The sequence below is a fragment of the Pseudonocardia sp. NPDC049635 genome (assembly GCF_040659795.1).
Taxonomy (GTDB): domain Bacteria; phylum Actinomycetota; class Actinomycetes; order Mycobacteriales; family Pseudonocardiaceae; genus Pseudonocardia.
The window spans coordinates 311,176-332,448 of the sequence record NZ_JBFAON010000003.1; the positions used below are offsets into that span (position 1 = coordinate 311,176).

The 21,273-nt window shown below is 74.0% G+C and carries 24 protein-coding genes; 5 read left to right on the forward strand and 19 right to left on the reverse strand.

Annotated features, from left to right (window positions below; genetic code table 11):
- Positions 1-31: 31 nt before the first annotated feature.
- The 3 genes from kdpA to AB0J24_RS06290 are packed head-to-tail and all read right to left on the reverse strand — an operon-like array spanning position 32 to position 1,961.
- Positions 32-1,714, reverse strand: coding sequence for a potassium-transporting ATPase subunit KdpA (gene kdpA / locus AB0J24_RS06280; protein WP_358676253.1), 1,683 nt, complete (start codon positions 1,712-1,714; stop codon positions 32-34).
- Positions 1,714-1,845, reverse strand: coding sequence for a potassium-transporting ATPase subunit F (locus AB0J24_RS06285; RefSeq protein ID WP_358676256.1), 132 nt, complete (start codon positions 1,843-1,845; stop codon positions 1,714-1,716). Before AB0J24_RS06285 ends, kdpA begins: the two co-directional genes overlap by 1 nt.
- Positions 1,797-1,961: a hypothetical protein gene (locus tag AB0J24_RS06290; protein ID WP_358676476.1), complete on the reverse strand. Its 165-nt coding sequence runs from the start codon at positions 1,959-1,961 to the stop codon at positions 1,797-1,799. Before AB0J24_RS06290 ends, AB0J24_RS06285 begins: the two co-directional genes overlap by 49 nt.
- Positions 1,962-2,108: 147 nt before the next feature.
- Between AB0J24_RS06290 and AB0J24_RS06295 the strand changes: the two genes are divergently transcribed.
- On the forward strand, positions 2,109-3,158 hold the full coding sequence (locus AB0J24_RS06295; RefSeq protein WP_358676259.1) for a magnesium and cobalt transport protein CorA: 1,050 nt from the start codon (positions 2,109-2,111) through the stop codon (positions 3,156-3,158).
- Here the strand turns inward: AB0J24_RS06295 and mutM are convergent.
- The 6 genes from mutM to AB0J24_RS06325 form a co-directional block, all read right to left on the reverse strand.
- Positions 3,125-4,030: a bifunctional DNA-formamidopyrimidine glycosylase/DNA-(apurinic or apyrimidinic site) lyase gene (mutM, locus tag AB0J24_RS06300; RefSeq protein WP_358676262.1), complete on the reverse strand. Its 906-nt coding sequence runs from the start codon at positions 4,028-4,030 to the stop codon at positions 3,125-3,127. The genes AB0J24_RS06295 and mutM overlap by 34 nt on opposite strands.
- 13 nt (positions 4,031-4,043) lie before the next feature.
- Entirely contained in the window at positions 4,044-4,814 is a 771-nt protein-coding gene (rnc, locus tag AB0J24_RS06305; protein WP_358676265.1) for a ribonuclease III, read from the reverse strand.
- A gap of 10 nt (positions 4,815-4,824) precedes the next feature.
- Entirely contained in the window at positions 4,825-5,007 is a 183-nt protein-coding gene (gene rpmF, locus AB0J24_RS06310) for a 50S ribosomal protein L32 (protein ID WP_132421781.1), read from the reverse strand.
- A 71-nt stretch (positions 5,008-5,078) separates the two neighbouring features.
- Positions 5,079-5,666: a YceD family protein gene (locus AB0J24_RS06315; protein WP_358676269.1), complete on the reverse strand. Its 588-nt coding sequence runs from the start codon at positions 5,664-5,666 to the stop codon at positions 5,079-5,081.
- Positions 5,667-5,702: 36 nt separating this feature from the next.
- The gene (locus AB0J24_RS06320; protein WP_358676272.1) at positions 5,703-6,716 is read right to left on the reverse strand and encodes a MinD/ParA family protein; all 1,014 of its coding nucleotides are present in this window, start codon (positions 6,714-6,716) and stop codon (positions 5,703-5,705) included.
- A 46-nt stretch (positions 6,717-6,762) separates the two neighbouring features.
- Positions 6,763-7,542, reverse strand: coding sequence for a helix-turn-helix domain-containing protein (locus AB0J24_RS06325; protein ID WP_358676275.1), 780 nt, complete (start codon positions 7,540-7,542; stop codon positions 6,763-6,765).
- A 68-nt stretch (positions 7,543-7,610) separates the two neighbouring features.
- Between AB0J24_RS06325 and AB0J24_RS06330 the strand changes: the two genes are divergently transcribed.
- Entirely contained in the window at positions 7,611-8,111 is a 501-nt protein-coding gene (locus tag AB0J24_RS06330) for a VOC family protein (RefSeq protein WP_358676278.1), read from the forward strand.
- A gap of 22 nt (positions 8,112-8,133) precedes the next feature.
- Here AB0J24_RS06330 and AB0J24_RS06335 read toward each other — a convergent pair whose 3' ends face one another.
- From AB0J24_RS06335 to AB0J24_RS06370, 8 genes are all read right to left on the reverse strand, one after another.
- Positions 8,134-8,901: a DivIVA domain-containing protein gene (locus tag AB0J24_RS06335; protein ID WP_358676467.1), complete on the reverse strand. Its 768-nt coding sequence runs from the start codon at positions 8,899-8,901 to the stop codon at positions 8,134-8,136.
- Positions 8,902-9,010: 109 nt separating this feature from the next.
- A complete protein-coding gene (gene coaD / locus AB0J24_RS06340; protein ID WP_358676281.1) occupies positions 9,011-9,496 on the reverse strand; it encodes a pantetheine-phosphate adenylyltransferase in 486 nt (161 codons plus the stop codon).
- Positions 9,497-9,525: 29 nt separating this feature from the next.
- The gene (locus AB0J24_RS06345) at positions 9,526-10,260 is read right to left on the reverse strand and encodes a GntR family transcriptional regulator (protein ID WP_358676284.1); all 735 of its coding nucleotides are present in this window, start codon (positions 10,258-10,260) and stop codon (positions 9,526-9,528) included.
- A gap of 22 nt (positions 10,261-10,282) precedes the next feature.
- Positions 10,283-11,101 carry a glucosamine-6-phosphate deaminase gene (locus AB0J24_RS06350; RefSeq protein ID WP_358676287.1) on the reverse strand — a complete coding sequence of 273 codons (819 nt, stop codon included), beginning with the start codon at positions 11,099-11,101 and terminating at the stop codon, positions 10,283-10,285.
- 21 nt (positions 11,102-11,122) lie between these two features.
- Positions 11,123-12,379 (reverse strand): amidohydrolase family protein, encoded by a 1,257-nt coding sequence (locus AB0J24_RS06355; protein WP_358676289.1) that lies wholly within the window; start codon positions 12,377-12,379, stop codon positions 11,123-11,125.
- Positions 12,379-14,061: a putative PEP-binding protein gene (locus AB0J24_RS06360; protein WP_358676292.1), complete on the reverse strand. Its 1,683-nt coding sequence runs from the start codon at positions 14,059-14,061 to the stop codon at positions 12,379-12,381. The genes AB0J24_RS06355 and AB0J24_RS06360 overlap by 1 nt, the downstream gene beginning before the upstream one ends.
- Entirely contained in the window at positions 14,058-14,324 is a 267-nt protein-coding gene (locus tag AB0J24_RS06365) for an HPr family phosphocarrier protein (RefSeq protein WP_358676295.1), read from the reverse strand. The genes AB0J24_RS06360 and AB0J24_RS06365 overlap by 4 nt, the downstream gene beginning before the upstream one ends.
- Positions 14,325-14,350: 26 nt before the next feature.
- Complete coding sequence (locus tag AB0J24_RS06370; RefSeq protein WP_358676298.1) at positions 14,351-15,775, reverse strand: PTS transporter subunit EIIC; 1,425 nt, start codon at positions 15,773-15,775, stop codon at positions 14,351-14,353.
- Positions 15,776-15,931: 156 nt separating this feature from the next.
- Here AB0J24_RS06370 and AB0J24_RS06375 point away from each other — a divergent pair, with 156 nt between their 5' ends.
- The 3 genes from AB0J24_RS06375 to AB0J24_RS06385 are packed head-to-tail and all read left to right on the forward strand — an operon-like array spanning position 15,932 to position 17,261.
- On the forward strand, positions 15,932-16,162 hold the full coding sequence (locus tag AB0J24_RS06375; RefSeq protein ID WP_358676301.1) for a PTS glucose/sucrose transporter subunit IIB: 231 nt from the start codon (positions 15,932-15,934) through the stop codon (positions 16,160-16,162).
- A gap of 20 nt (positions 16,163-16,182) precedes the next feature.
- On the forward strand, positions 16,183-16,617 hold the full coding sequence (locus AB0J24_RS06380) for a PTS glucose transporter subunit IIA (protein WP_358676304.1): 435 nt from the start codon (positions 16,183-16,185) through the stop codon (positions 16,615-16,617).
- Complete coding sequence (locus AB0J24_RS06385; protein ID WP_358676306.1) at positions 16,614-17,261, forward strand: HAD family phosphatase; 648 nt, start codon at positions 16,614-16,616, stop codon at positions 17,259-17,261. Before AB0J24_RS06380 ends, AB0J24_RS06385 begins: the two co-directional genes overlap by 4 nt.
- Here AB0J24_RS06385 and rsmD read toward each other — a convergent pair.
- On the reverse strand, positions 17,246-17,803 hold the full coding sequence (rsmD, locus tag AB0J24_RS06390; protein WP_358676309.1) for a 16S rRNA (guanine(966)-N(2))-methyltransferase RsmD: 558 nt from the start codon (positions 17,801-17,803) through the stop codon (positions 17,246-17,248). The two genes, AB0J24_RS06385 and rsmD, sit on opposite strands and share 16 nt — an antisense overlap.
- A 78-nt stretch (positions 17,804-17,881) precedes the next feature.
- Positions 17,882-21,268, reverse strand: coding sequence for a pyruvate carboxylase (locus AB0J24_RS06395; RefSeq protein WP_358676312.1), 3,387 nt, complete (start codon positions 21,266-21,268; stop codon positions 17,882-17,884).
- Positions 21,269-21,273: the final 5 nt, after the last annotated feature.

Sequence of the window (21,273 nt, forward strand, 5' to 3'; positions counted from 1 at the left end):
GGCGCCGCCCCGCGGCGGCCCGCACACCCGCTCACGACAGCGCCTCGGCGATCGGCCCGAGCGCGAGCGCCGGGAGGAACGTCAACGCCGAGACCATCAGCACCGTCACGCCCAGCAGCCCACCGAACAGCAACCCGTCGGTCGGCAGCGTCCCCGCGCCGGCGGGCACCCGCGGCCGGACGGCCAGCGAACCGGCCAGGCAGAGCACCGCCAGGATCGGGAGGAACCGGCCGAACAACATCGCCACGCCGAGCCCGATCTGCAGGAAGTCGCCGGTCGCGGTGAGCCCGGCGAACGCCGAGCCGTTGTTGTTCGCCGCCGAGGCCCAGGCGTACAGCACCTCGGTGAAACCGTGCGGGCCCGCGTCGTCCAGCGCATCCGCGGTGACCGCGGGCAGCGCCACGGTCAGCCCGGTCCCGAGCAGCACCAGCGCCGGCATCACCACGACCGACACCGCGGCGCAGCTGATCTCCCGGCGACCGAGCTTCTTGCCCAGGTACTCCGGGGTGCGCCCCACCATCTGCCCGGCCAGGAACACCGCGACCACGGCCATCACCAGGAGTCCGTAGAGCCCCGCGCCCACCCCGCCCGGTGCGACCTCGCCGAGCAGCATGTTCAGCAGCACGACCCCGCCCCCGGCGCCGGTCATGCTGTCGTGCGCGGCGTTCACCGCGCCGGTGGACGTCCCCGTGGTGGACACCGCGAACAGCACCGACCCCGCGATCCCGAACCGGGTCTCCTTGCCCTCCAGCGCACCACCCGCGGCGAGCGTCGCGGGCCCGTTGGGTTGCAGCTCGGCGACCCAGGCGGCGCCGAGGAACAGCACCCACAGCACGGCCGTCACGCCCAGCAGCACGACGCCCTCGCGGACCCGCCCGACGAGCACGCCGAACGTGCGGGTGAGCGCCACCGGGATCACCAGCAGCAGGTAGATCTCGATCAGGTTGGACAGCGGGGTCGGGTTCTCGAACGGGTGCGCCGAGTTCGCGTTGAAGATCCCTCCGCCGTTCGTGCCGAGCAGCTTGACCGCCTCCTGGGACGCGGTGGGCGCCAGCGGGACGGTGTGCACCGAGCCGTCCACCGCGGTCACCTCGATCCCGGAGCGCAGCGACTGCACGACCCCGGTGGCGACCAGGACGACGGCGGCGACCGCGGCCAGCGGCAGCAGGATCCGGACCGCCCCGCGGGTCACGTCCACCCACACGTTGCCGATCCGCCCGTCGCCGTCCCCGGCCGCGGCGAACCCGCGCACCAACGCGACCGCGACCGCCATCCCGACCGCGGCGGACAGCACGTTCTGCACGGTCAGGCCGATCATCTGCACGGTGTGGCCGAGGACCTGATCGGGGACGTAGGACTGCCAGTTCGTGTTCGTCGTGAACGACACCGCGGTGTTGAAGGCCATCGTGGGCCCCACCGTGGCCGGTCCGTCCGGGCCGCTGCTGCCGCGGCCGAACCCCAGCGGCAGCAGCGGCTGCACCCGCTGCAGCAGGTACAGCAGCAGCACCGACACCAGCGCGAGGCCGAGCACCCCGGCCGCGTAGGCCGTCCAGCGCTGGCCGGAGTCCGGATCGATCCGGCACAGCCGGTAGACCAGGCGTTCGACGCGACCGTGCCGGGGGTCGGTGTAGACCCGCGCCATCCGGTCGCCCAGCGGCTTCCAGCTCGCCGCGAGCAGCACCACCAGCACGAGCGCCTGGGCCACGCCGGCCATCAGTGGCGCTCCGGGCGCAGCAGCGCGACCACCAGGTGGACCAGCAGCGCCAGCACGGCGAGGCCGGCCACGACGTCGGCGATCACAGCTTCTCCAGCCCGCGCAGGGCGAGCGCGAGCACGCCGAAACACACCATCACCAGCACGAGACAGGCCAGGTCCGCCACAGCACTCCCTTTCGGGCCGCGACGGTGCATCCGGTACGGCCGGTGCGAGATCGTGCGTCCCCGCAGGCGGGCGCGGTGCATCCGTGACGGTCGTCTTGACGGTTCGACCAGGCGGCGTTGACGCCTCCTTGACGCTGTGGTGCCGCGGGTCACCCACGGGCACCGTCACTGCGGCGAAGCACTCGTTACCCTCGGCCCCGGCCGGGAGTCCGGGAGGTCGCAGAGAACATGTCGGTGATCGACAACGCGGTGTACGTGGCCGGCAGGCGGGCCGCCGCTCCCCCGTCGGTGGAGGGAGCGCTCGCGGAGCTGCACCGGTGCCGCGACGACCGGCAGGACGCGTCGTCCGATGGCTTCTGCTGGATCGGGATGCTCCGCCCGGACCTCGACGAGATCCGCGAGGTGGCGAAGGAGTTCGACCTGCACTCCCTCGCCGTCGAGGACACGGTGAACGCCCACCAGCGTCCGAAGATGGAGCGCTACGGCGAGACCGAGTTCGTCGTGCTCCGTCCGGCCCGCTACGTCGACCGCGACGAGGTCGTACAGATCGGCGAGGTCCACCTGTTCCTGGGCCCGGACTTCGTGATCACCGTGCGGCACGCCGTCGAACCCGACCTGGGTGAGGTCCGCGAACGGCTGGAGACCGACCCGGAGCTGCTGGCGCACGGCCCGATGGCGGTGCTCTACGCCGTGCTGGACCGGGTGGTGGACGACTACGGTCCCGTCCTCGACGGCCTGCAGGACGACATCGACCAGATCGAGGAGCAGGTCTTCCGGGGCGACCCGCAGGTCTCCCGGCGGATCTACCAGCTCACCCGTGAGGTGATCGCCTTTCAGCGGGCGGTGGAGCCGCTGCAGGAGATCTTCGTCGAGCTGCGCGCCCGGTTCGCCAAGTCCGGGGCGAGCCCCGACCTGGAGCTGCGCCGCGCGATGCGCGACGTGATCGACCACGCCACCCGGGTCCGGGAGCGGGTGGAAGGCTTCCGCGACCTGCTCGGCAACATCCTCACCGTCAACGCCACGCTCGTCGGGCAGCGGCAGAACGAGGAGATGACCCGGCTCACCGAGGCCGGGTACACCCAGAACGAACAGATGAAGAAGGTGTCGTCGTGGGCGGCGATCCTGTTCGCGCCCAGCCTGATCGCCGGCATCTACGGGATGAACTTCGAGCACATGCCCGAGCTGGGCTGGACCTTCGGCTACCCGATGGCGTTCGGCCTGATGCTCGCGCTGGCGCTGGTCCTCTACCTGATGTTCCGGCGCAACGGCTGGTTGTGACGGGGCCGCGGCGCGGGCTGGCAGCGTGGGCAGGTAAACGACGACCGGTTCATGAAGTGGTCCCGCCGGATCGGCGTGCCGCACCGGCGGCAGGCCCGGTCGGCCCGGCCGTAGACGTCCAACGAGCGGTCGAAGTAGCCCGACGCCCCGTTGACGTTGACGTAGAGCGCGTCGAACGACGTCCCGCCCTGGGCGAGTGCCTCGTTCATCACGGTGGTCGCGGCGTCGAGCACGGCGTGGCCCTGGGGGCGGGTCAGCCGGTCGGTCGGCCGGGCGCCGTGCAGCCGGGCCCGCCAGAGGGCCTCGTCGGCGTAGATGTTCCCGATCCCCGAGACCACCGTCTGGTCCAGCAGCGCCCGCTTGAGCTCGGTCCGGCGGCGGCGCAGCGCGGTCACCGCGCCGTCGACGGAGAACGCCGGGTCCATCGGGTCGCGCGCGATGTGCGCGACCGGTTCCGGGACGAGCCCGCCGCCCGGCGCCGGCCGCAACGGGTGCACGGACAGCCCGCCGAACGTGCGCTGGTCGACGAACCGCAGCTCGGGGCCCTCGTCGTCGAACCGGATCCGCACCCGCAGGTGCTTCTCGTCGGGCCGGGCGGGATCGACGACCAGCATCTGACCGCTCATGCCCAGGTGCGCGAGCAACGCCCCGTCACCTGGCCCGGCGGTGTCCAGCTCCAGCCACAGGTACTTGCCGCGCCGCGCGGCCGCGCTCAGGACCCGCCCGGCCAACCGACCGGCGAAGTCGTCCGGACCGGTCGGGTGCCTGCGGACCGCCCGCGGGTGCAGGACCTCCACGCCGACGATCCGGCGGCCCAGCACGTGATCGGCCAGCCCGCGCCGGACGACCTCGACCTCGGGGAGTTCGGGCACGGCACGCGCGGGGTCAGAGCGTCGAGCCGGAGCTCTGCTCGGCGGACAGCGCGCGCCAGGCGAGCTCGGCGGCCTTCTGCTCGGCCTCCTTCTTGGTGCGCCCGGCCCCGGTCCCGAGGTCCCGCCCGGCGACGACGGCCGTCGCGGTGAACACCTTGAGGTGGTCCGGGCCCTCCTCGTCGATCCGGTACTCGGGTACGCCGTGCCCGCCCGCCGCGGTCAGCTCCTGCAGGCTGGTCTTCCAGTCCAGGCCGGCACCGAGCAGCGGGGCGCTGCGCAGCAGGTCGGCGAAGAGCCGGTGGATCAGCTCCCGGGACGGTTCCAGGCCGTGCTGGATGTAGACCGCGCCGAGCAGCGCCTCGGTGGCGTCGGCCAGGATGCTGGCCTTGCCACGACCACCGGTCAGCTCCTCACCGCGCCCCAGGAACAGGTACGCACCGAGCCCGATCCGGGATCCCTCGACGCCGGTGCGCCCGTCCGGAGCCGGCAGCGCGGCCGCGACACCGGCCAGCGCGTGCATGTTCACCACGCTGGCCCGCAGCTTCGCGAGCTGCCCCTCCGGCAGGTCCGGGTGGTCCCGGTAGAGCCGCTCGGTGATCACGATGGACAGCACCGAGTCACCCAGGAACTCGAGGCGCTCGTTGGTCGGGAGCCCGCCGTGCTCGTAGGCGTAGGACCGGTGGGTGAGCGCGAGGACCAGCAGCTCCTCGTCCAGCTCCACACCGAGCGCGGACAGCAGAGGGGACCGGTCCGTCACCGGGCCGGTCACACTCTTGTCGCCCACCTCAGGCGGGTCAGGCCGGACGGGTGACCTGCCGGCCGTCGTACTGACCGCAGGTCGGGCAGGCGATGTGCTGCAGCTTCGGCTCGCGGCAGGCGCGGTTCGAGCAGGCGACGAGGTTCGGTGCAGTGGCCTTCCACTGCGACCGGCGAGACCGCGTGTTGGACCGCGACATCCGGCGCTTGGGGACGGCCATGATGACACTCCTCAGTTCTGGAACGTTCAGTATGTCTGCACACCGGGATCGGGCCCGCGAAGGGCACCGGGTCACTCGGTGGAGGGCAGGCGCTCCCGGAGCGCCGCCCAACGAGGATCCAGTGTCTCATGCCCGTGATCGGGCGCGAGATCGGCCCACCGCTCGCCGCAGCCCTCGCAGAGGCCGGGACAGTCCGGCCTGCACAGCGGCGCCATCGGCAGGTCGGTGACCAGCGCGTCCCGCACGGTCTGGGTGAGGTCGACCCGCTCATCGAGCAGGCGCGGGATCTCGTCGGCGTCGGTGGTCTCCTCGGTGACCGAGTCCGGGTAGGCGAACAGCTCACCGAACCGGACCATGACGTCGTCGGACAGCGGGTCCAGGCAGCGCGAGCACTCCCCCTCGAGCCGCGCCGAGACGCTGCCCGAGACGTAGACGCCCTCGGTGACCGACTCCAGCGAGACGTCGAGATCGACGTCGGAGCCGTCCGGGACGGCGATGACACCGACCAGCCCGATCGCCTCGTCGCCGGTGGGCGCGGGCACTGTCCGGGTGACGGTGCGTTGGGTTCCGGGGCGGCGGGCCAGTTCGCGGGTGCTGACGACCCACGGGTTGTCGTCGGGGCGGGCGGGCCGGGATCCGGGGATGCGCTGCGTGCTCATGTCCGGGACCAGGGTACGCCGCCGCGGCGGCGGACCTCAGCGGCCCCGGGCGTCGAACGCGTCCGCGACCAGCGCGCCCAGCTCCAGGAACGCCACCGCGGTCGCCGGGCGCAACCGGGTGGGGTCGATCCGGCCGCCGGTGGCGAGGTGCGGGTCGTGCGGAACCTGTACCACCCCGCGGACCCGGTCGGCGAAGTGCTCGACGATCCGGCCGGTGTCCACCTCGGCGCTCTGCCGGTCGCACGACAGGACGACGACGGCGTCGCGGGCCAGCGCCCCGTGCCCGTGCGCGGCCAGCCAGTCCAGCGTGCGCCCGGCGCGCCCCGCCCCGTCCACGGTCGGCGCGCCGACCACCACGACGGAGTCCGCGCGGGCCAGCGTGCCCTCCATCGCCGAGTGCACCAGCCCCGTGCCCGAGTCGGTGACGACGATGTTGAAGTACCGGCCGAGCAGGTCGCAGACGCGCTCGTACTCGTCGCGGCGGAAGGCCTCGCCGGAGGCCGGGTCCTGCTCGGAGGACAGCACCTGCAGCCGCCCGGCGAGGCTGGTGTAGCGGGAGACGTCGGTCCAGGTGGTGACGCCGTCGAGGTCGTCGAGCAGGTCGCGCACCGTGACCCGCGGGTCACCGGTGAGCCGGTCGGCCAGGGTGCCGGCGTCCGGGTTCGCATCGAGCACGACGGCCCGGTCGCCGCGGTGCTCGGCCAGCGTCAGCCCGAGGCAGGCGGCGACGGTGGTCTTGCCGACGCCCCCCTTGACCGACATGACCGCGACCCGGTGCGAGCCCGGGAGCGGGCTCCGGATCCGCGCGAGCAGCGCGGTCCTGGCCAGCTCGGCCGCACCGGGGCCCGGGTTGACCCGCCCACCGGTCAGGTCGTGCAGGGTGCGCCGCCAGCCCGAGCGGGGTCGTTCGGTGCGGGGGTGCAGCACGTCGGCCTCGGCCAGGACGGGGGCGGCCTGCGGGGCGGGACGGGTCGTCACGGGAGGTCCTTCCAGCCGGTGCCCGTAGCGTTCCCACCAGGTCGTCGGATCGGGCTCGGGCCGGCGTGCCATGCTACGGAGAGTAGTACGACGGCGTTGCCCCGCGGAACGTTTCCGATCAACCTCCGGCGCGGGCGGCGCGCCGGGTCGCACCCGGCGTCTCCCCCACCACCGCGCGGTATCGGCGGGTGAAGTGCGACTGGTCGGCGTAGCCGAGGTCGGCGGCGAGCCCGGCCAGGTCGGTGTCCGGTCCGAGCCGCAGCACGGCGGCAGCCTGTTGCAGGCGGCGGCACTCGATCAGCCACCGCGGGCTCAGCCCGACGTGGTTGCGGACCAGCCGCTCCAGCGTCCGGGGCGCGACCCCGAGCTCCTCGGCGAGCTGGTCGGCACGGACGAGGTCGGGGCGCTCCTCCGCGAGGCCGGCTGCCCGGTTCACCAGCCGGCCCGCGTCGCCGACCCGGGCCGCGACCGGGCCCAGCCATCCGCGCAGCACGGCCGCGACCGCGCGGTCCGGATCGGCCGGGTCGTGCACGGCGGCGGTCAGCTCCGCCACCGGCGCACCGGGGACCGGCTCCGACGACCCGCGCAGCACGGCGGGCGGGGTGGTGGTGAGCAGCGGCGTCGCGGCCGGGCGCAGCAGGACGGCCGCCACCCACGACCGGCCGGTCAGCTCACGGGTGTCCACCACCGTCCGCGGCGCGTACAGGTACGCGCCCTGCGGATCGGTGACCAGGTTGAACGCCGGGTACTGCAGCACCCGCTGCGGCCGCACCTCCCCGTCGGGGATGTCCCAGCGGGCGACCCACGCCCACCGGACGAGCTCGTCGAGACCGATCGGGAACCGGCTGAGCGTGACGTCCGGCCCGCCCGGGTTCAGGTGGCCGCGGGACTCGACCACGGCCGGTTCCGGGGTGAGCTGTCGGGAATGTTCAAGAGCGGGGACCCGGCCGGGGGCAGGCTCGGCCCATGAGCACCGAGACCGTCACCGCCGCCACCGGCGCACACACCACCGCAGGCCTGCCGCACGTGAGCACCTCGCTGACCCCGCACCTGGTCACCTCCCCCGCCCGGGAGGCGATCGCACTCTACTGCGCGGCGTTCGGCGCGCGGTGCGTCTCCGTTACGGAGATGGGCGGGCAGGTCGGGCACGCCGAGCTGGAGCTGACCCGCGGCCGGTTCACCCTCAGCGACCCGATGCCCGACTACGGTCTGGTCGCCGCCGATCCCGGGGACCACGCGGTCGGCATGTCGCTGGCCGTCTACGTGACCGACGTCGACGCGGCCGTGGAGGTGCTCGCGGAGGCCGGCGGCGTGGTCCGGGAGCAGCCGGCGAACTTCGTGTCCGGGGACCGGTTCGCCTCGGTCGTCGACCCGTACGGCATCCGCTGGGCGGTGATGTGCCGCGTCGAGGACCTCTCACCCGAGCAGAGTGACGCCCGGGTCGCGGAGTGGGCGCGCTCGCAGTGAACCGGCCGGCCGGGCGCCCCGGTCAGTCGATCAGGTCCATCCCGGTGCCGGTCCGGCCCGGGGGCGGGTAGCCACCGGCACCCGTGTCGGGTCCGTAGCGGTAACCACCGCCCTGACCGCGCCAGAGCTGGCTGCGCCCCCGCCCGACGACGCCGAGCGCGTTGTTCAGGGTGGCCTCCAGCTCCCCGAGGGTGGTGTCGACGTACTCGTCGCACTCCCGCCGGAGCCGGTCGGACTCGGCGTGGGCGGCGTCGACGATCCGGCCGGCCTCGGCGTGCGCGGCCCGGACGACCTCGGTCTGGGAGACCAGCCGGGACTGCTCGTTCTGGCCGTCGGCCAGCAACCGGTCGTGCGCGGCGCGACCGGCGTGGGTCATCCGCTCGGCCTCGTCCCGGGCCCGGTCGGTCAGTTCGGCGTACTGCCTGCGGCCCTCCGCGACGGCGCGCTCGGCCTCGTGCCGTGCCTCGGCGAGGGTGCGGGCGGCCTCCTCCTGGGCCTCCGACACGAGCCGCTCGGCCTCGGTGCGCGCGTTCTGCAGCGTCTCCTCGGCCTCGGAACTCGCCGCGGAGCGGGTCTCCTCGGCCTCCCGCTCGGCCTCGGAGACCACCTCGTCCCGCCGGTCGAGGACGTCCTGGGCGTCGTCCATCTCGCCCGGGATCGCCTCTCGGACGTCGTCGAGCAGCTCCAGCACGTCGCCGCGCGGGACGACGCAGTTCGACGTCATCGGGACGCTGCGGGCGTCCTCGACGATCGTCACCAGCGCGTCCAGCGACTCGAAGACCCGGTACACGCGGGGGATCATCGCACCGGGCACCGGCACGGCGCGTTATTACCCACCCCTCGCGCGTGTCAAGTTCCGGAAGGGTGACCCCCACACAGACGAACGCGAAGCGTTCGGATCAACCACTCAACCGCTCGACCAGTCGGGTGTGCACGATCGGCGGCAGGAACGACGTCACGTCACCACCGCCGCGCGCGACCTCCTTGACCAGCGAGCTGGAGACGTACACCTGGCCCGGGGCGCCGGGCAGGAACAGCGTCTCGACCCCGGTGAGATGGCGGTTCATGTGGGCCATCGGCAGCTCGTAGTCGTAGTCGGTCGCCCCGCGCAGGCCCTTCACCAGCGCCTGTGCCCCACGCTCCCGGCAGTAGTCCACGACCAGACCGGAGAAGGCCTCCACCCGTACCTGCGGGAGGTCCGCGGTGATCTCGGTGAGCATCTGGACCCGCTCGTCGATCTCGAACATGCCCTGCTTGCGGGGGTTCACCAGGATCGCGACGAACACCTCGTCGAACAGCGTGGCGGTGCGCGCGATCACGTCGAGGTGGCCGACCGTCGGCGGGTCGTAGGAACCGGGGCACACCGCGCGGCGCACGTCGGGCATGCCGCGGAACCTATCAGCCGGTGATCAGCTCAGGTCCATTCCCGGTCCAGCGACATGTGCAGCTCGTAGCGGTCACCGCGGTAGCGCGACACGGTGTACTCGACCCGGCGGCCCCCGGACGACGCCGTCCGGTCGAACACCAGGATCGGCTCCCGGGGGGCGATCCCGAGCAGCATGGCGGTGTTCTCGTCCGCCTCGCGGGCGGCGACGCTCTGCTCGGCCCGGTCGATCGGCAGCTCGTAGTGCTCCAGCAGGATCCCGTAGATCGAGCCGCTCAGGTCGTGCCGGTCCAGGCCGGGGGCGAGGTCGGCGTCGTACCAGGCGTCGTCGATCGACATCGGCACCCCGTCGGCGACCCGCAGCCGCCGGACCCGGTAGCACCGCCGATCGGCACCCAGGCCCAGCGCCTTCGCCGCGTCCGGCGACGGCGCCGTGTGCGTCACCTCGAGCACCACGGTGGTCGGGGTCAGCCCGAGCCTGCGCATGTCGTCGTGGAACGAGGCCAGGTGCAACCGCGAGCGCGCGGTACGCGCCGCCACGTAGGTGCCCTTGCCGCGGACCCGGGTGAGCAGGCCGTCGCGTTCGAGCTGCCCGACGGCGGCCCGCACGGTGACCCGGCTGACCCCGTGGTCCAGGCACAGCCTGCGCTCGCTCGGGAACGGGTCGCCGGGGGCGAAGTCACGGGCGATCGCGTCGGCCAGCAGGGTGCGGAGCTGCTCGTGCTTGGGCACGACCCCGTCCCCGATCCGGGCTGCGCGGGTCATCGACCGTCCCCTCCTCGTTCCGTCACGGGTCGGCCGGTGGCGGCCGCCGTCCACGGTAGCCGCGCAGCGGTGTGCCCGTCCGGCACACCCTGCCGGACGGACCGGCAGGTCGGGCAGGGTCGAGGCCGGCCGCGGCGGCCGGGTCGAGGACCACGGTGCAACGCGGATGGTGGCGCAGCAGGGAGGCGGGCACCGCGGAGGTCACCGGACCGTGCACCGCGGCCGCGACCGCCGGGGCCTTCTCCGGCCCGGTCGCGACCAGCACCAGGCGCGCCGCCCGCCCGATCGTGCCCATACCCTGGGTGAGGACGCGACGGGGCACCTCGTCGGGCCGGTCGAAGAAGCGGGCGTTGTCGGCCCGGGTGCGCTCGGTCAGCGTCACCACCCTGGTCGTCGAGCCGGGCTCGGAGCCGGGCTCGTTGAACCCGACGTGACCGTTCCGGCCGATGCCGAGGATCTGCACGTCGATCGGGCCGGCGCCGGCCAGCAGCCGTTCGTAGTCGGCGGCGGCCGCGACCGGATCGTCCGCGGTGCCGTCCGGCGCGTGCACCGCGTCCGGGTCGATGTCGAGATGGTCGGTGAGCTCGCGGCGGATCACCTCCCGGTAGGACTGGGGATGACCGCGGGGCAGCCCGAGGTACTCGTCGAGCAGGAACGCGCGGGCGGTCCGGAACGACAGCCCGTCGCGGCGGTGCCGCCGGATCAGTTCGGCGTAGGCGGGCAGCGGCGAGCTGCCGGTGGCCAGCCCCAGGTTGACCGGCCCGCCGGCCGCACCGGCCACGGCCTCGGTGACCGCATCGGCCACCGCGACGCCGCAGGCGGCGGGATCGGGAAGGACCATGACGTCCACGTTCGGTGCCTCTCAGCTCAGGGTGCCGGCCCGGCCCGGGTCGGAACCTCCGGTCACCGTCGCTCCCCGCCACAGCACCTCGAGCGGGCGCAACCGGGGATCGGTGACCAGCACGTCCGCCCGGTGCCCCGCGGCCAACGAGCCGATCTCGTGGCCGAGCCCGAGCAGCCGGGCCGGGGTGCGGGTCGCGGCGGTGACCGCCGTCGCGAGCGGGACCCCGCTCCGGGTCACGGTGCTGTGCAGGACGTCGATCATGCGGGCGGTGCCGCCGGCGATCGGCCGCCGGCCGGTGGGGCCCGGCGCCGCCAACCGGGCGACCCGGTCGGTGACCTGGACCTCCATGGTGCCGAGCCGGTAGCGGCCGTCCGGCATCCCGGCCGCCGCCATCGCGTCGGTGACCAGGGCGATCCGGTCCGGGCCGACGAGATCGAACACCGCGGACACGGTGTCCGGGGACAGGTGGACGCCGTCGGCGACCAGCTCGACGACCAGCTCGCCACGGGCGGCCGCGGCCAGGCAGGCGGTGACCGGCCCCGGTGCCCGGTGGTGCACCGCGGGCATCGCGTTGAACAGGTGGGTCGCGCTCATCGGCGCGCCACCGGCCCGCCGCACGGCGGCGGTGGTGGTCCGGGCGTCGGCGTCGGTGTGCCCGATGCTGGGCAGCACCCCGTACTCGGCGAGGACGGCGAGCAGCTGCGGGTACCGCGGGGTCTCCGGGGCCAGGGTCAGCGACACGACCGTGCCCTCGGCGGCGGTCAGCAGCTTCTCCAGCAGCGCCGGGTCCCCGGGGACGATCGCGGCCGGGTCGTGCGCCCCGCACCGCGCCACCGCCAGGAACGGGCCCTCCAGATGGATCCCGGCGAGCTCGCCCGCGCCGACCAGCGGACCGAGCAGTGCCAGCCGCTCGACGAGGGTCTCGGCCGGCGCCGACACCAGGCTGGCCAGCATCGTGGTCGTGCCGTGGCGCCGGTGGTGCCGGGCGGCGGCCGACGCCCCCTCGGCGGAGGCGTCCGGGAAGCCGTGCCCGGCCGCGCCGTGGCAGTGCACGTCGACCAGGCCCGGCAGGAGCAGCCGGTCGCTCGGCGGCGGCAGCCGGCCGGGCGACCCGTCCCAGGAGGCGGCGGGCACGACGGCGACGATCCGGTCACCGACGATCTCGACGACCGTGTCCGGGAGCGTCCGCCCGTCGGTGACCACGGTGCCGCGCAGCAGGCGTTCGGCGACCGGATCGCATCCCGTCCGGTCCCCTGCCGTGGGGCCCGTGTGCATCAGGTCCCGCCCAGGAGCGTCGCGACGGCTGCGCGGGCCTGCGCCGGGCCGGGGGCCGCGCGGGCCAGGTCGGCGGCCCGGCGGCAGGTGTCCCGGTCGTGGCGGGCCAGGGCGGCGTGCACCGCGTCGCGGGCCGGGGGTGCCGTGGACAGGCTGGTGGCACCCAGCCCGATCAGCACCACGGCGAGCTGCGGATCGGCGGCCGCCTCACCGCACACCCCGACCGGCGTCCCGGTGTCCCGGCCGGCCTCGCCGACGAGCGCGACGAGGTCGAGCAGCGCGGGCTGCCACGGGTCGAGCAGTTCGCCGAGCGCCCCGACCGTGCGGTCGGCGGCCATCACGTACTGGCCGAGGTCGTTGGTGCCGACGCTGACGAAGTCGACGGCCTCGCACAGTTCCCGGGCCCGCAGCGCCGCGGCCGGGACCTCGATCATCGCGCCGACCCGGACCGGTCCGGCACCCCGGGCGAGCCCGGCGAACCGCGCCGCCTCGGCCGCGGTGGCGACCATCGGCGCCATCACGTCGACCTCCCGGCCCACCTGCGCGGCGGCCTCACCGATCGCGTGCAGCTGCTCGGTGAGCACCTGCGGGTGCGCGGCCGCGGTGCGCAGGCCACGCACCCCGAGCGCCGGGTTGGCCTCCTCGCCCAGCGGCAGGAACGGCAGCGGTTTGTCCGAACCGGCGTCCAGGGTCCGCACGACGACCCGCCGGGACCCGAAGGCACGCAGGATCCGGACCAGCTGGTCGCGCTGCTCGGCGCGGGTCGGTGCGGTCGTCCGGTCGAGGAACAGGAACTCCGTGCGCAGCAGCCCGATGCCCTCCGATCCGCCGGCCGCCGCGGCGAGCGCCTGCTGCTCGGTGCCGATGTTGCTCAGCAGCGGCACGGCGGTGCCGTCCGCGGTGCGCCCCGGCCCGGTCGGCTGTGCCGTCCCCGCCGGTTGCACCCCCCGGGCCCTGGCCCGTTCGGCGGGCGGCGGGTCGACCTGCACGGTGCCGGCGCCGCCGTCGAGCAGCACCGTCGTGCCGGGGGCGATCCGGGCGGCGTCCGGGCAGCCGACGACAGCGGGCAGGCCGAGCGCGCGGGCGATGATCGCGGTGTGGCTGGTCGGGCCGCCCTGCTCGGTGAGCAGGGCGACGACGTCGCTGCCGGCCAGGGCCGCGGTATCGGCCGGGGACAGGTCGGGCGCGGTGAGCACCACCGGGTGCCCGGGCGCCGGGAGCCCGGGTGGCGCCGTGCCGAGCAGCCGGGCGACCGTCCGGTGCCCGACGTCGCGCACGTCGGTGGCGCGCTCGGCGAGGCAGCCACCCAGGGCGACCAGCCGGGTGCAGACCTCCTCCACGGCGAGCGTCACCGCGTGCGCGGTCGGCGTCCCGGCCCGCACGTGGCCGTGCGCGGCGGCGGCGAGCGTCGGGTCGAGCGCCATCGCCGCGGTCGCCTCCAGTACCCCGGCCGCGGCCGGGTCCGCGCCGGCGGCCCGTCGAGTCAGGTCGGCCGCCACCTCCTCCAGCGCGGCGTCGATCCGGGCGCACTCGGTGCCGGCGTCGGCCCCCACCGGGTCGGCGGGCGAGGTGACCGGCGGTGCGGCGAGCCGGGCCAGCGGGGCGCAGACGGTCCCCGGGCTCACCCCGCGCCCGGTCAGCACGGTCCCGGTGCGGTGCACCGGGTGCTCGGCCGCCCTCACGCGTCGAGATCCGATTCGAGCAGGCCGGCCAGCTCGGCCAGCGCCGCCTCGGCGCCGTCGCCCTCGGCGGTGAGGACCACCTCGTCACCGTGCCGGACGCCCAGGGTGAGCACGTTCAGCACGCTGCGGGCGTCGACCGGGTCACCTCCGCGGACGGCGATGGTGACCGGGACGCCGGTGGCGCCCGCGGCCCTGGCGAACAGTGCGGCGGGGCGGGCGTGCAGGCCGACCTCGGACGCGACGACTGCGGTACGGGTGTGCACGTCGATCTCCTTACCGGTGCGGCGGGTCAGGACCGCTCGGGGGTCTCGGGGTTCTCCGGGCCGGCATCGGCCACGGTCGCCTCGCCGGCCTGCGCAGATCGCCCGGGCTGCTCGGACCGCCCGGACCGTGCTGCCCGGGTGGCCGGCGCGGACCGGGCGTCCTGCGCTGCCCGGGTGGGCTCCGCGGCCTGCGTGGCAGCCGGGCCCTCCGGTGTCGCGTCGTCCTCCCGGCCGGGGGTGCGCAGGTTCCAGCGCCGGATCACGAAGCGGAACAGCAGGTAGTAGACGACGGCGTAGACCAGACCGATCGGGATCAGCCACAGCGGCCGGGTGGACTGCCCGAAGTTCAGCACGTAGTCGATCGCACCGGCGGAGAAGGTGAACCCGCTGTGGATGTCGAGTGCGTTGACCAGGGCCAGCGAGGTGCCGGTGAGCAGGGCGTGGATCAGGTAGAGCGGCCAGGCCACGTAGACGAAGGCGTACTCCAGCGGCTCGGTGATCCCGGTGACGAAGGAGGTCAGCGCCACCGACACCATGATCCCGCCGACCAGCTTGCGCCGCTCGGGGCGGGCCTCGTGCCAGATCGCCAGCGCGGCGGCGGGCAGCGCGAACATCATGATCGGGAAGAAGCCGGTCATGAACACGCCGGCCGTGGGGTCGCCCGCGAAGAACCGGTTCAGGTCACCCTGGGCGCCCTCGAAGTCGCCGACGATGAACCAGACCACGGAATTGATGATGTGGTGCAGGCCCAGCGGCAGCAGCAGCCGGTTGACCACGCCGAACACGCCGCCGCCGAGCACGGCGTTCGCCGCGACCGCGTCGCCCAGGCCGGTCAGGCCGGCGTTGAAGATCGGGTAGATCAGGCTGAGCAGCGCGGCGATCACCATCATCACGCCGGCGGTGAGGATCGGCACCAGGCGCCGTCCGTTGAAGAAGCCGAGGAAGGTCGGCAGCGTGGTGCGGTGGAACCGCTGCCACAGCAGGGCCGCGGTGAGCCCGGCGACGATGCCGCCGAGCACCCCGAAGTCGACGACGGCCTGCTCGCCGTCGGAGTCGAGCACCCCGGGCAGGACCATCGGGCTCATCGCCGTGAAGACACCGTCGAGCACCAGGTAGCCGACCAGTGCGGCCAGCGCCGTCGATCCGTCGGCCTTGCGCGCCCAGCCGATCGCGATGCCCAGCGCGAAGATCATCGGGAGGTTGTCGAACAGTGCACCGCCGGCCGCGGCGAGCACCTCGGCGGGTCGTTCCAGCCCGGGAACACCGCCGAGCAGGTCGTCCTGGCCGAGTCGCAGCAGCAGGCCGGCGGCCGGAAGCACGGCGATCGGGAGCATCAGGCTGCGGCCGAGCCGCTGCAGGCCGGCGAGTGCGGCCCGCCGCCGCACCGGTTCGGGCGGTGAGCCCGGTGACGAGGTCGACGAAGAGGTCGGTGAAGAGTTCACAGCGCTCATCGCAGGCGCACTCCTCGGATCGTCTCGGGACCGTCCGGCATTGTGGCGAAACCGACAGCGGCGGTACGGTCTGGTTATAACCAGTGAGAGTGGCGGCAGGTCAGAGCGCTGTCAAGCAACTGGTAACTACCAGTTCTATCCGGTGAGGAGCCAGACATGGGCAAAGCCGACGACATCGTCGCCGGGCTCGGCGGGGCCGCCAACATCACCGACCTGGAGGCCTGCATCACGCGGTTGCGGACCGAGGTCGGCGATCCCGCGCTGGTCGACGACGCCGCGCTGCGGGCCGCCGGTGCGCACGGCGTCGTCCGCTCCGGGACCGTCGTGCAGGTCGTGGTGGGCCCGGAGGCCGAGAACCTCACCGACGAGATCCGGGACCTGCTGTGACGCTCGCGGTCGGTGCACCGGTGAACGGCACCGTCGTCGGCCTGGCCGCGGTGGCCGACGAGGTGTTCCGCCAGGAGATGGTCGGGGCGGGCACCGCGGTCGAGCCACCCCCCGGTGCCGACCGCGCGGTGGTCCTGGCGCCGGTGGCGGGGACGCTGTCCACGCTGCACCCGCACGCGTTCGTGGTCGGAACGGCGGACGGGACCGGGGTCCTGGTGCACGTCGGGATCGACACCGTCGGGCTGCGGGGTGCGCCGTTCACGCTGCACACCGCGCCCGGCGACGTCGTCGAGCGGGGTGCCCCGGTGCTGACCGTCGACCTCGCCGCGGTCCGGGCCGCGGGATGCGCCGTGACCTGCCCGGTCGTCGTCCTCGACGCGCCCGCCGGGTCGGTCCGGGCACCGACCGGTGGACCGGTGCAGGCCGGCGCCGAGCTGTTCGTCTGGACGCCGTGAGCGGCGCGGCGGCCCCGGTCGTGTTCGACCTGGACGGCACCCTGGTGCTCAGCGAACACGTGCACCGGCGGGCCTGGTTCCGGTTCTTCGACGACTGGGGAGCCCGGATCGACGAGCAGACCTACCGCAGCCGCTTCGTCGGGCGCCGCGCCGCCGACGTGCTGCCCGAGATCGACGGCCCGTGGCGGGACACCCCGCTCGACGAGCTCGGCCGCGGCCTGGCCGGGCACGCGGCGGCGCTCGTCGGCGAGGTCCGGCCCGTCCCCGGTGCCACCGCGCTGCTCACCGCCCTGTCCGCGCGCGGGCACCGGATCGCCGTGGTCACCAGCGCGAACCGGTGCTACGCCGAGCGGGTGCTCGACCGGGTCCTCGGCGCGGTGGCGCTGGTCGAGTTCCTGGTGACGGCCGCGGACGTGACCCGCGGGAAACCGGACCCCGAGGGCTACCTGACCGCCTGCCGACGCCTCGGCGCCGACCCGGCGAGCTGCCACGCGTTCGAGGACTCGCCGTCCGGGGTGGCCGCGCTGGTCGCGGCCGGGATGGGCACGATCGTCGGGGTGTGCACCACCCTCTCCCCCGCCGAGCTGCTCGCCGCCGGAGCCCACCGGACCGTCCCCGACCTGCGGGATCAGGTCCCGGTGTAACGCGCCCGGTGCAGCACCGTGTCCCCGTAGCGACGGGACCGCCCCGGTTCCAGGCCCGTCGGCCAGTCGAACCCGCCGGACGCCTTCGCCCGCTCCACCACCACCGTCGCGCCTGGCGCCGGCCAGCCGTTGCCGATCGCGCGGAGGAGCCACTCCGCGATCTCGGCGTCGCCGACGGCGTAGGGCGGATCGAGGAGCACCACGTCGAACGCCCGCGGGGCCGGTGCACCGAGCGCGGCACCCGCATCCGCGACGATCACCCGGCCGCCGAGCCCGACGGCGTCGATGTTGCGCCGCAGCACGCCGGCGGCACGACGGTCGGACTCGACGAACACCGCGTCCACGGCGCCACGGGACAGCGCCTCCAGCCCGAGCGCCCCGGATCCGGCGCACACGTCGAGGACGGCGGCGCCGTCGAGACCGGGATCGTGGTCGAGCGCGGAGAACAGCGCCTCCCGGACCCGGTCCGAGGTGGGCCGGGTCCCGGAGGCGGGCACGGCGAGCCTGCGGCCGCCGGCCCGGCCCGCGATCAGCCTCGTCATCGGTCCATGATCCCTGCCCTGGGAGCGGGCGGTGCACCGGTGGGCACGGCGGCTCCCAGGACGCGGATCATGACCGGGTCACTCCAGCTCGACGAGCAGGTCGCCGCCCTCGACCTGCTGCACCTCACCGATCGCGAGGCGCTTGACGGTCCCGGTGACGTGCGCGGTGATCGAAGCCTCCATCTTCATCGCCTCGATGGTGGCCACGGTCTGCCCGGCGTCGACCCGGTCGCCCTCGCCGACCTGCAGCGTCACGACCCCGGCGAACGGGGCGGCGACGTGGCGGTCGTTGCCCTTCTCCGCCTTCTCCGCGGCCTTGACCTCGGTCGCGACCGACTCGTCGCGGACCGCGACCGGGCGGAGCTGGCCGTTCAGGGTGGTCAGCAGGGTTCGGTAGCCCCGCTCGTCCGGCTCGGAGACGGCCTCCAGCTCGATGAGCAGGGTGACGCCCGGCTCCAGCTCCACGGTGTGCTCGAGATCCTCCTCGAGGCCGTAGAAGTAGTCCTTGGAGCTGAGCACCGAGGTGTCGCCGAACTGCTCGCGGTGCGCGTCGAACTCCTTCGTCGGGCCGGGGAACAGCAGGCGGTTCAACGTGCGGCGCCGGTCGTCACGCAGGCCGCGGCGGTCGGCGATGGACAGCTCGGCCTTGTCCGCCTCCGGGCTGCGCCCCTCCAGCGCGCGGGTCCGGAACGGCTCCGGCCACCCGCCGGGGGGCTCGCCCAGCTCGCCGCGCAGGAAGCCGATCACCGAGTCCGGCACGTCGAACGAGGCCGGGTCCTTCTCGAAATCGGCCGGCTCGACCCCGGCACCGACCAGGTGCAGGGCCAGATCGCCGACCACCTTCGACGACGGCGTCACCTTCACCAGCCGGCCCAGCATCCGGTCCGCCGCGGCATAGCAGTCCTCGATCAGCTCGAACCGGTCGCCCAGCCCCAGCGCGATCGCCTGCTGGCGCAGGTTGGACAGCTGCCCGCCCGGGATCTCGTGGTGGTACACCCGCCCGGTCGGGCTGGCCAGCCCGGACTCGAAGGGCGCGTAGACCTTGCGCACCGCCTCCCAGTAGGGCTCCATGTCACCCACCGCGGCCAGCGACAGCCCGGTCGCCCGGTCGGTGTGGTCGGTGGCGGCCACCAGCGCCGAGAGCGACGGTTGGCTGGTCGTACCGGCCATCGAGGCCACCGCCCCGTCGACGGCGTCCACCCCGGCGTCGATGGCCGCGACCAGGGTCGCCAGCTGACCGCCCGCGGTGTCGTGGGTGTGCAGGTGCACGGGCAGGTCGAACCGCTCCCGCAACGCCGTCACCAGGGTCCTGGCGGCGGGGGGCCGCAGGAGCCCGGCCATGTCCTTGATCGCCAGCACGTGCGCCCCGGCGTCGACGATCTGCTCGGCCAGGTGCAGGTAGTAGTCGAGGGTGTAGAGCCGCTCGGCCGGGTCGGACAGGTCCGCGGTGTAGCAGAGCGCGACCTCGGCCAGTGCCGTGCCGGTCTCGCGGACCGCGTCGATCGCGGGACGCATCTGGGAGACGTCGTTGAGCGCGTCGAAGATCCGGAAGATGTCCATCCCGGTCTCGGCGGCCTCGGCCACGAACGCGTCGGTCACCTCTGTCGGGTACGGCGTGTAACCCACGGTGTTGCGCCCGCGCAGCAGCATCTGGGTGCAGATGTTCGGCGCCGCCGCCTTGATCGCGGCGAGCCGCTCCCACGGGTCCTCGGCCAGGAACCGCAGCGCCACGTCGTAGGTCGCCCCGCCCCAGCACTCCAGCGACAGCAGCTGCGGCATCGTCCGCGCCACGTAGGGCGCCACGGCGAGCAGGTCCCGGGTCCGCACCCGGGTCGCGAGCAGCGACTGGTGGGCGTCGCGGAACGTCGTGTCGGTGACCGCGACCGCGGCCTGTTCCCGCAAGCGCGCCGCGAACCCCTCCGGTCCGAGTTCGCGCAGCAGCTGCGCCGAACCCTGCGGTGGCACGGCGTCGAGCACGGACGGGTCGAGCCGGGGCAGCTTGTCCACCGGTTCGACGACGACCGGGCGCCGACCGTTGGGCTGGTTCACCGTGACGTCGCCCAGGTACTGCAGGATCCGCGAACCACGGTCGGCCGAGGGGCGTGCGGTGAGCAGGTGCGGGCGTTCCTCGATGAAGCTGGTGGTGACCCGGCCCTCCCGGAAGTCCGGGTCGTCGAGCACCGCGGCCAGGAACGGCAGGTTCGTCGCGACACCGCGGATCCGGAACTCGGCGATCGCCCGCCGGGCCCGCCGGGCGGCGTTGGCGAAGTCGTGCCCGTGACAGGTCAGCTTCACCAGCATCGAGTCGAAGTGCGCCGAGACCTCCGCACCGACGTGCACGGTCCCGCCGTCGAGGCGCACGCCCGGCCCGCCCGGGGAGCGGTAGACCGAGATCGTCCCGACGTCGGGCCGGAACTCGTTGCCCGGGTCCTCGGTGGTGATCCGGGTCTGCATCGCGGCACCGGACAGCGTGATGTGCTCCTGGGTGAGCCGCAGCTCGGGCAGCGTCATCCCGGACGCGATCCGCAGCTGCGCGATGACCAGGTCCCGGTCGGTGACCTGCTCGGTCACCGTGTGCTCGACCTGGATCCGCGGGTTCATCTCGATGAAGTGGTGCTGCCCGCGCTCGTCGAGCAGGAACTCGACCGTGCCCGCGTTGACGTAACCGATCTGGCGGGCGAAGTTCACCGCGTCGGCGCAGATCCGCTCCCGCAGCTGCGGGTCCAGGTTCGGCGCCGGCGCGATCTCGACGACCTTCTGGTGGCGGCGCTGCACCGAGCAGTCGCGCTCGAACAGGTGCACGACGTTGCCGTCGGCGTCGGCGAGGATCTGCACCTCGATGTGCCGCGGGTTCACCACGGCCTGCTCCAGGAACACGGTGCCGTCGCCGAACGCCGACTCCGCCTCCCGGCTCGCGGCCTCGATCGCGTCCCGCAGGTCGGCAGGCTCGGTGACCCGGCGCATCCCACGCCCGCCACCACCGGCGACCGCCTTGACGAAGATCGGGAAGTCGATGTTCTCGGCGGCCGCCAGCAGCTCCTCGACGTCCGACGACGGGTCCGACGACTCCAGCACCGGCACACCGGCCTCCCGGGCCGCGGCGACGGCCCGGAACTTGTTGCCGGTCAGGTGGAGCACCTCGGTGGGCGGGCCGACGAACGTGATGCCCTCCTCGGCGCAGGCCCGGGCCAGGTCCGGGTTCTCCGACATGAACCCGTAGCCGGGATAGACGGCGTCCGCACCCGCCTTCCTCGCCGCCCGGATGACCTCGTCGACCGACAGGTAGGCGCGCACCGGGTGGCCGGGCTCACCGATCTGGTAGGACTCGTCCGCCTTCGCCCGGTGCAACGAGTTGCGGTCCTCGTACGGGAAGACGGCGACGGTCGCGACCCCCAGCTCGAACGCCGCCCGGAACGCCCGGATCGCGATCTCACCACGGTTGGCCACCAGCACCTTGCGGAACATCGATC

What these genes read in the sequence shown, in the direction of transcription:
- kdpA (WP_358676253.1), bottom strand. Translation starts at nt 1,714, where the DNA reads ATGGCCGGCGTGGCCCAGGCGCTCGTGCTGGTGGTGCTGCTCGCGGCG.
- AB0J24_RS06290 (WP_358676476.1), bottom strand. Translation starts at nt 1,961, where the DNA reads ATGCACCGCGCCCGCCTGCGGGGACGCACGATCTCGCACCGGCCGTAC.
- AB0J24_RS06295 (WP_358676259.1), top strand. Translation starts at nt 2,109, where the DNA reads ATGTCGGTGATCGACAACGCGGTGTACGTGGCCGGCAGGCGGGCCGCC.
- rpmF (WP_132421781.1), bottom strand. Translation starts at nt 5,007, where the DNA reads ATGGCCGTCCCCAAGCGCCGGATGTCGCGGTCCAACACGCGGTCTCGC.
- AB0J24_RS06315 (WP_358676269.1), bottom strand. Translation starts at nt 5,666, where the DNA reads ATGAGCACGCAGCGCATCCCCGGATCCCGGCCCGCCCGCCCCGACGAC.
- AB0J24_RS06320 (WP_358676272.1), bottom strand. Translation starts at nt 6,716, where the DNA reads ATGGCACGCCGGCCCGAGCCCGATCCGACGACCTGGTGGGAACGCTAC.
- AB0J24_RS06330 (WP_358676278.1), top strand. Translation starts at nt 7,611, where the DNA reads ATGAGCACCGAGACCGTCACCGCCGCCACCGGCGCACACACCACCGCA.
- coaD (WP_358676281.1), bottom strand. Translation starts at nt 9,496, where the DNA reads ATGCCCGACGTGCGCCGCGCGGTGTGCCCCGGTTCCTACGACCCGCCG.
- AB0J24_RS06345 (WP_358676284.1), bottom strand. Translation starts at nt 10,260, where the DNA reads ATGACCCGCGCAGCCCGGATCGGGGACGGGGTCGTGCCCAAGCACGAG.
- AB0J24_RS06350 (WP_358676287.1), bottom strand. Translation starts at nt 11,101, where the DNA reads ATGGTCCTTCCCGATCCCGCCGCCTGCGGCGTCGCGGTGGCCGATGCG.
- AB0J24_RS06355 (WP_358676289.1), bottom strand. Translation starts at nt 12,379, where the DNA reads ATGCACACGGGCCCCACGGCAGGGGACCGGACGGGATGCGATCCGGTC.
- AB0J24_RS06370 (WP_358676298.1), bottom strand. Translation starts at nt 15,775, where the DNA reads ATGAGCGCTGTGAACTCTTCACCGACCTCTTCGTCGACCTCGTCACCG.
- AB0J24_RS06375 (WP_358676301.1), top strand. Translation starts at nt 15,932, where the DNA reads ATGGGCAAAGCCGACGACATCGTCGCCGGGCTCGGCGGGGCCGCCAAC.
- rsmD (WP_358676309.1), bottom strand. Translation starts at nt 17,803, where the DNA reads ATGACGAGGCTGATCGCGGGCCGGGCCGGCGGCCGCAGGCTCGCCGTG.
- AB0J24_RS06395 (WP_358676312.1), bottom strand. Translation starts at nt 21,268, where the DNA reads ATGTTCCGCAAGGTGCTGGTGGCCAACCGTGGTGAGATCGCGATCCGG.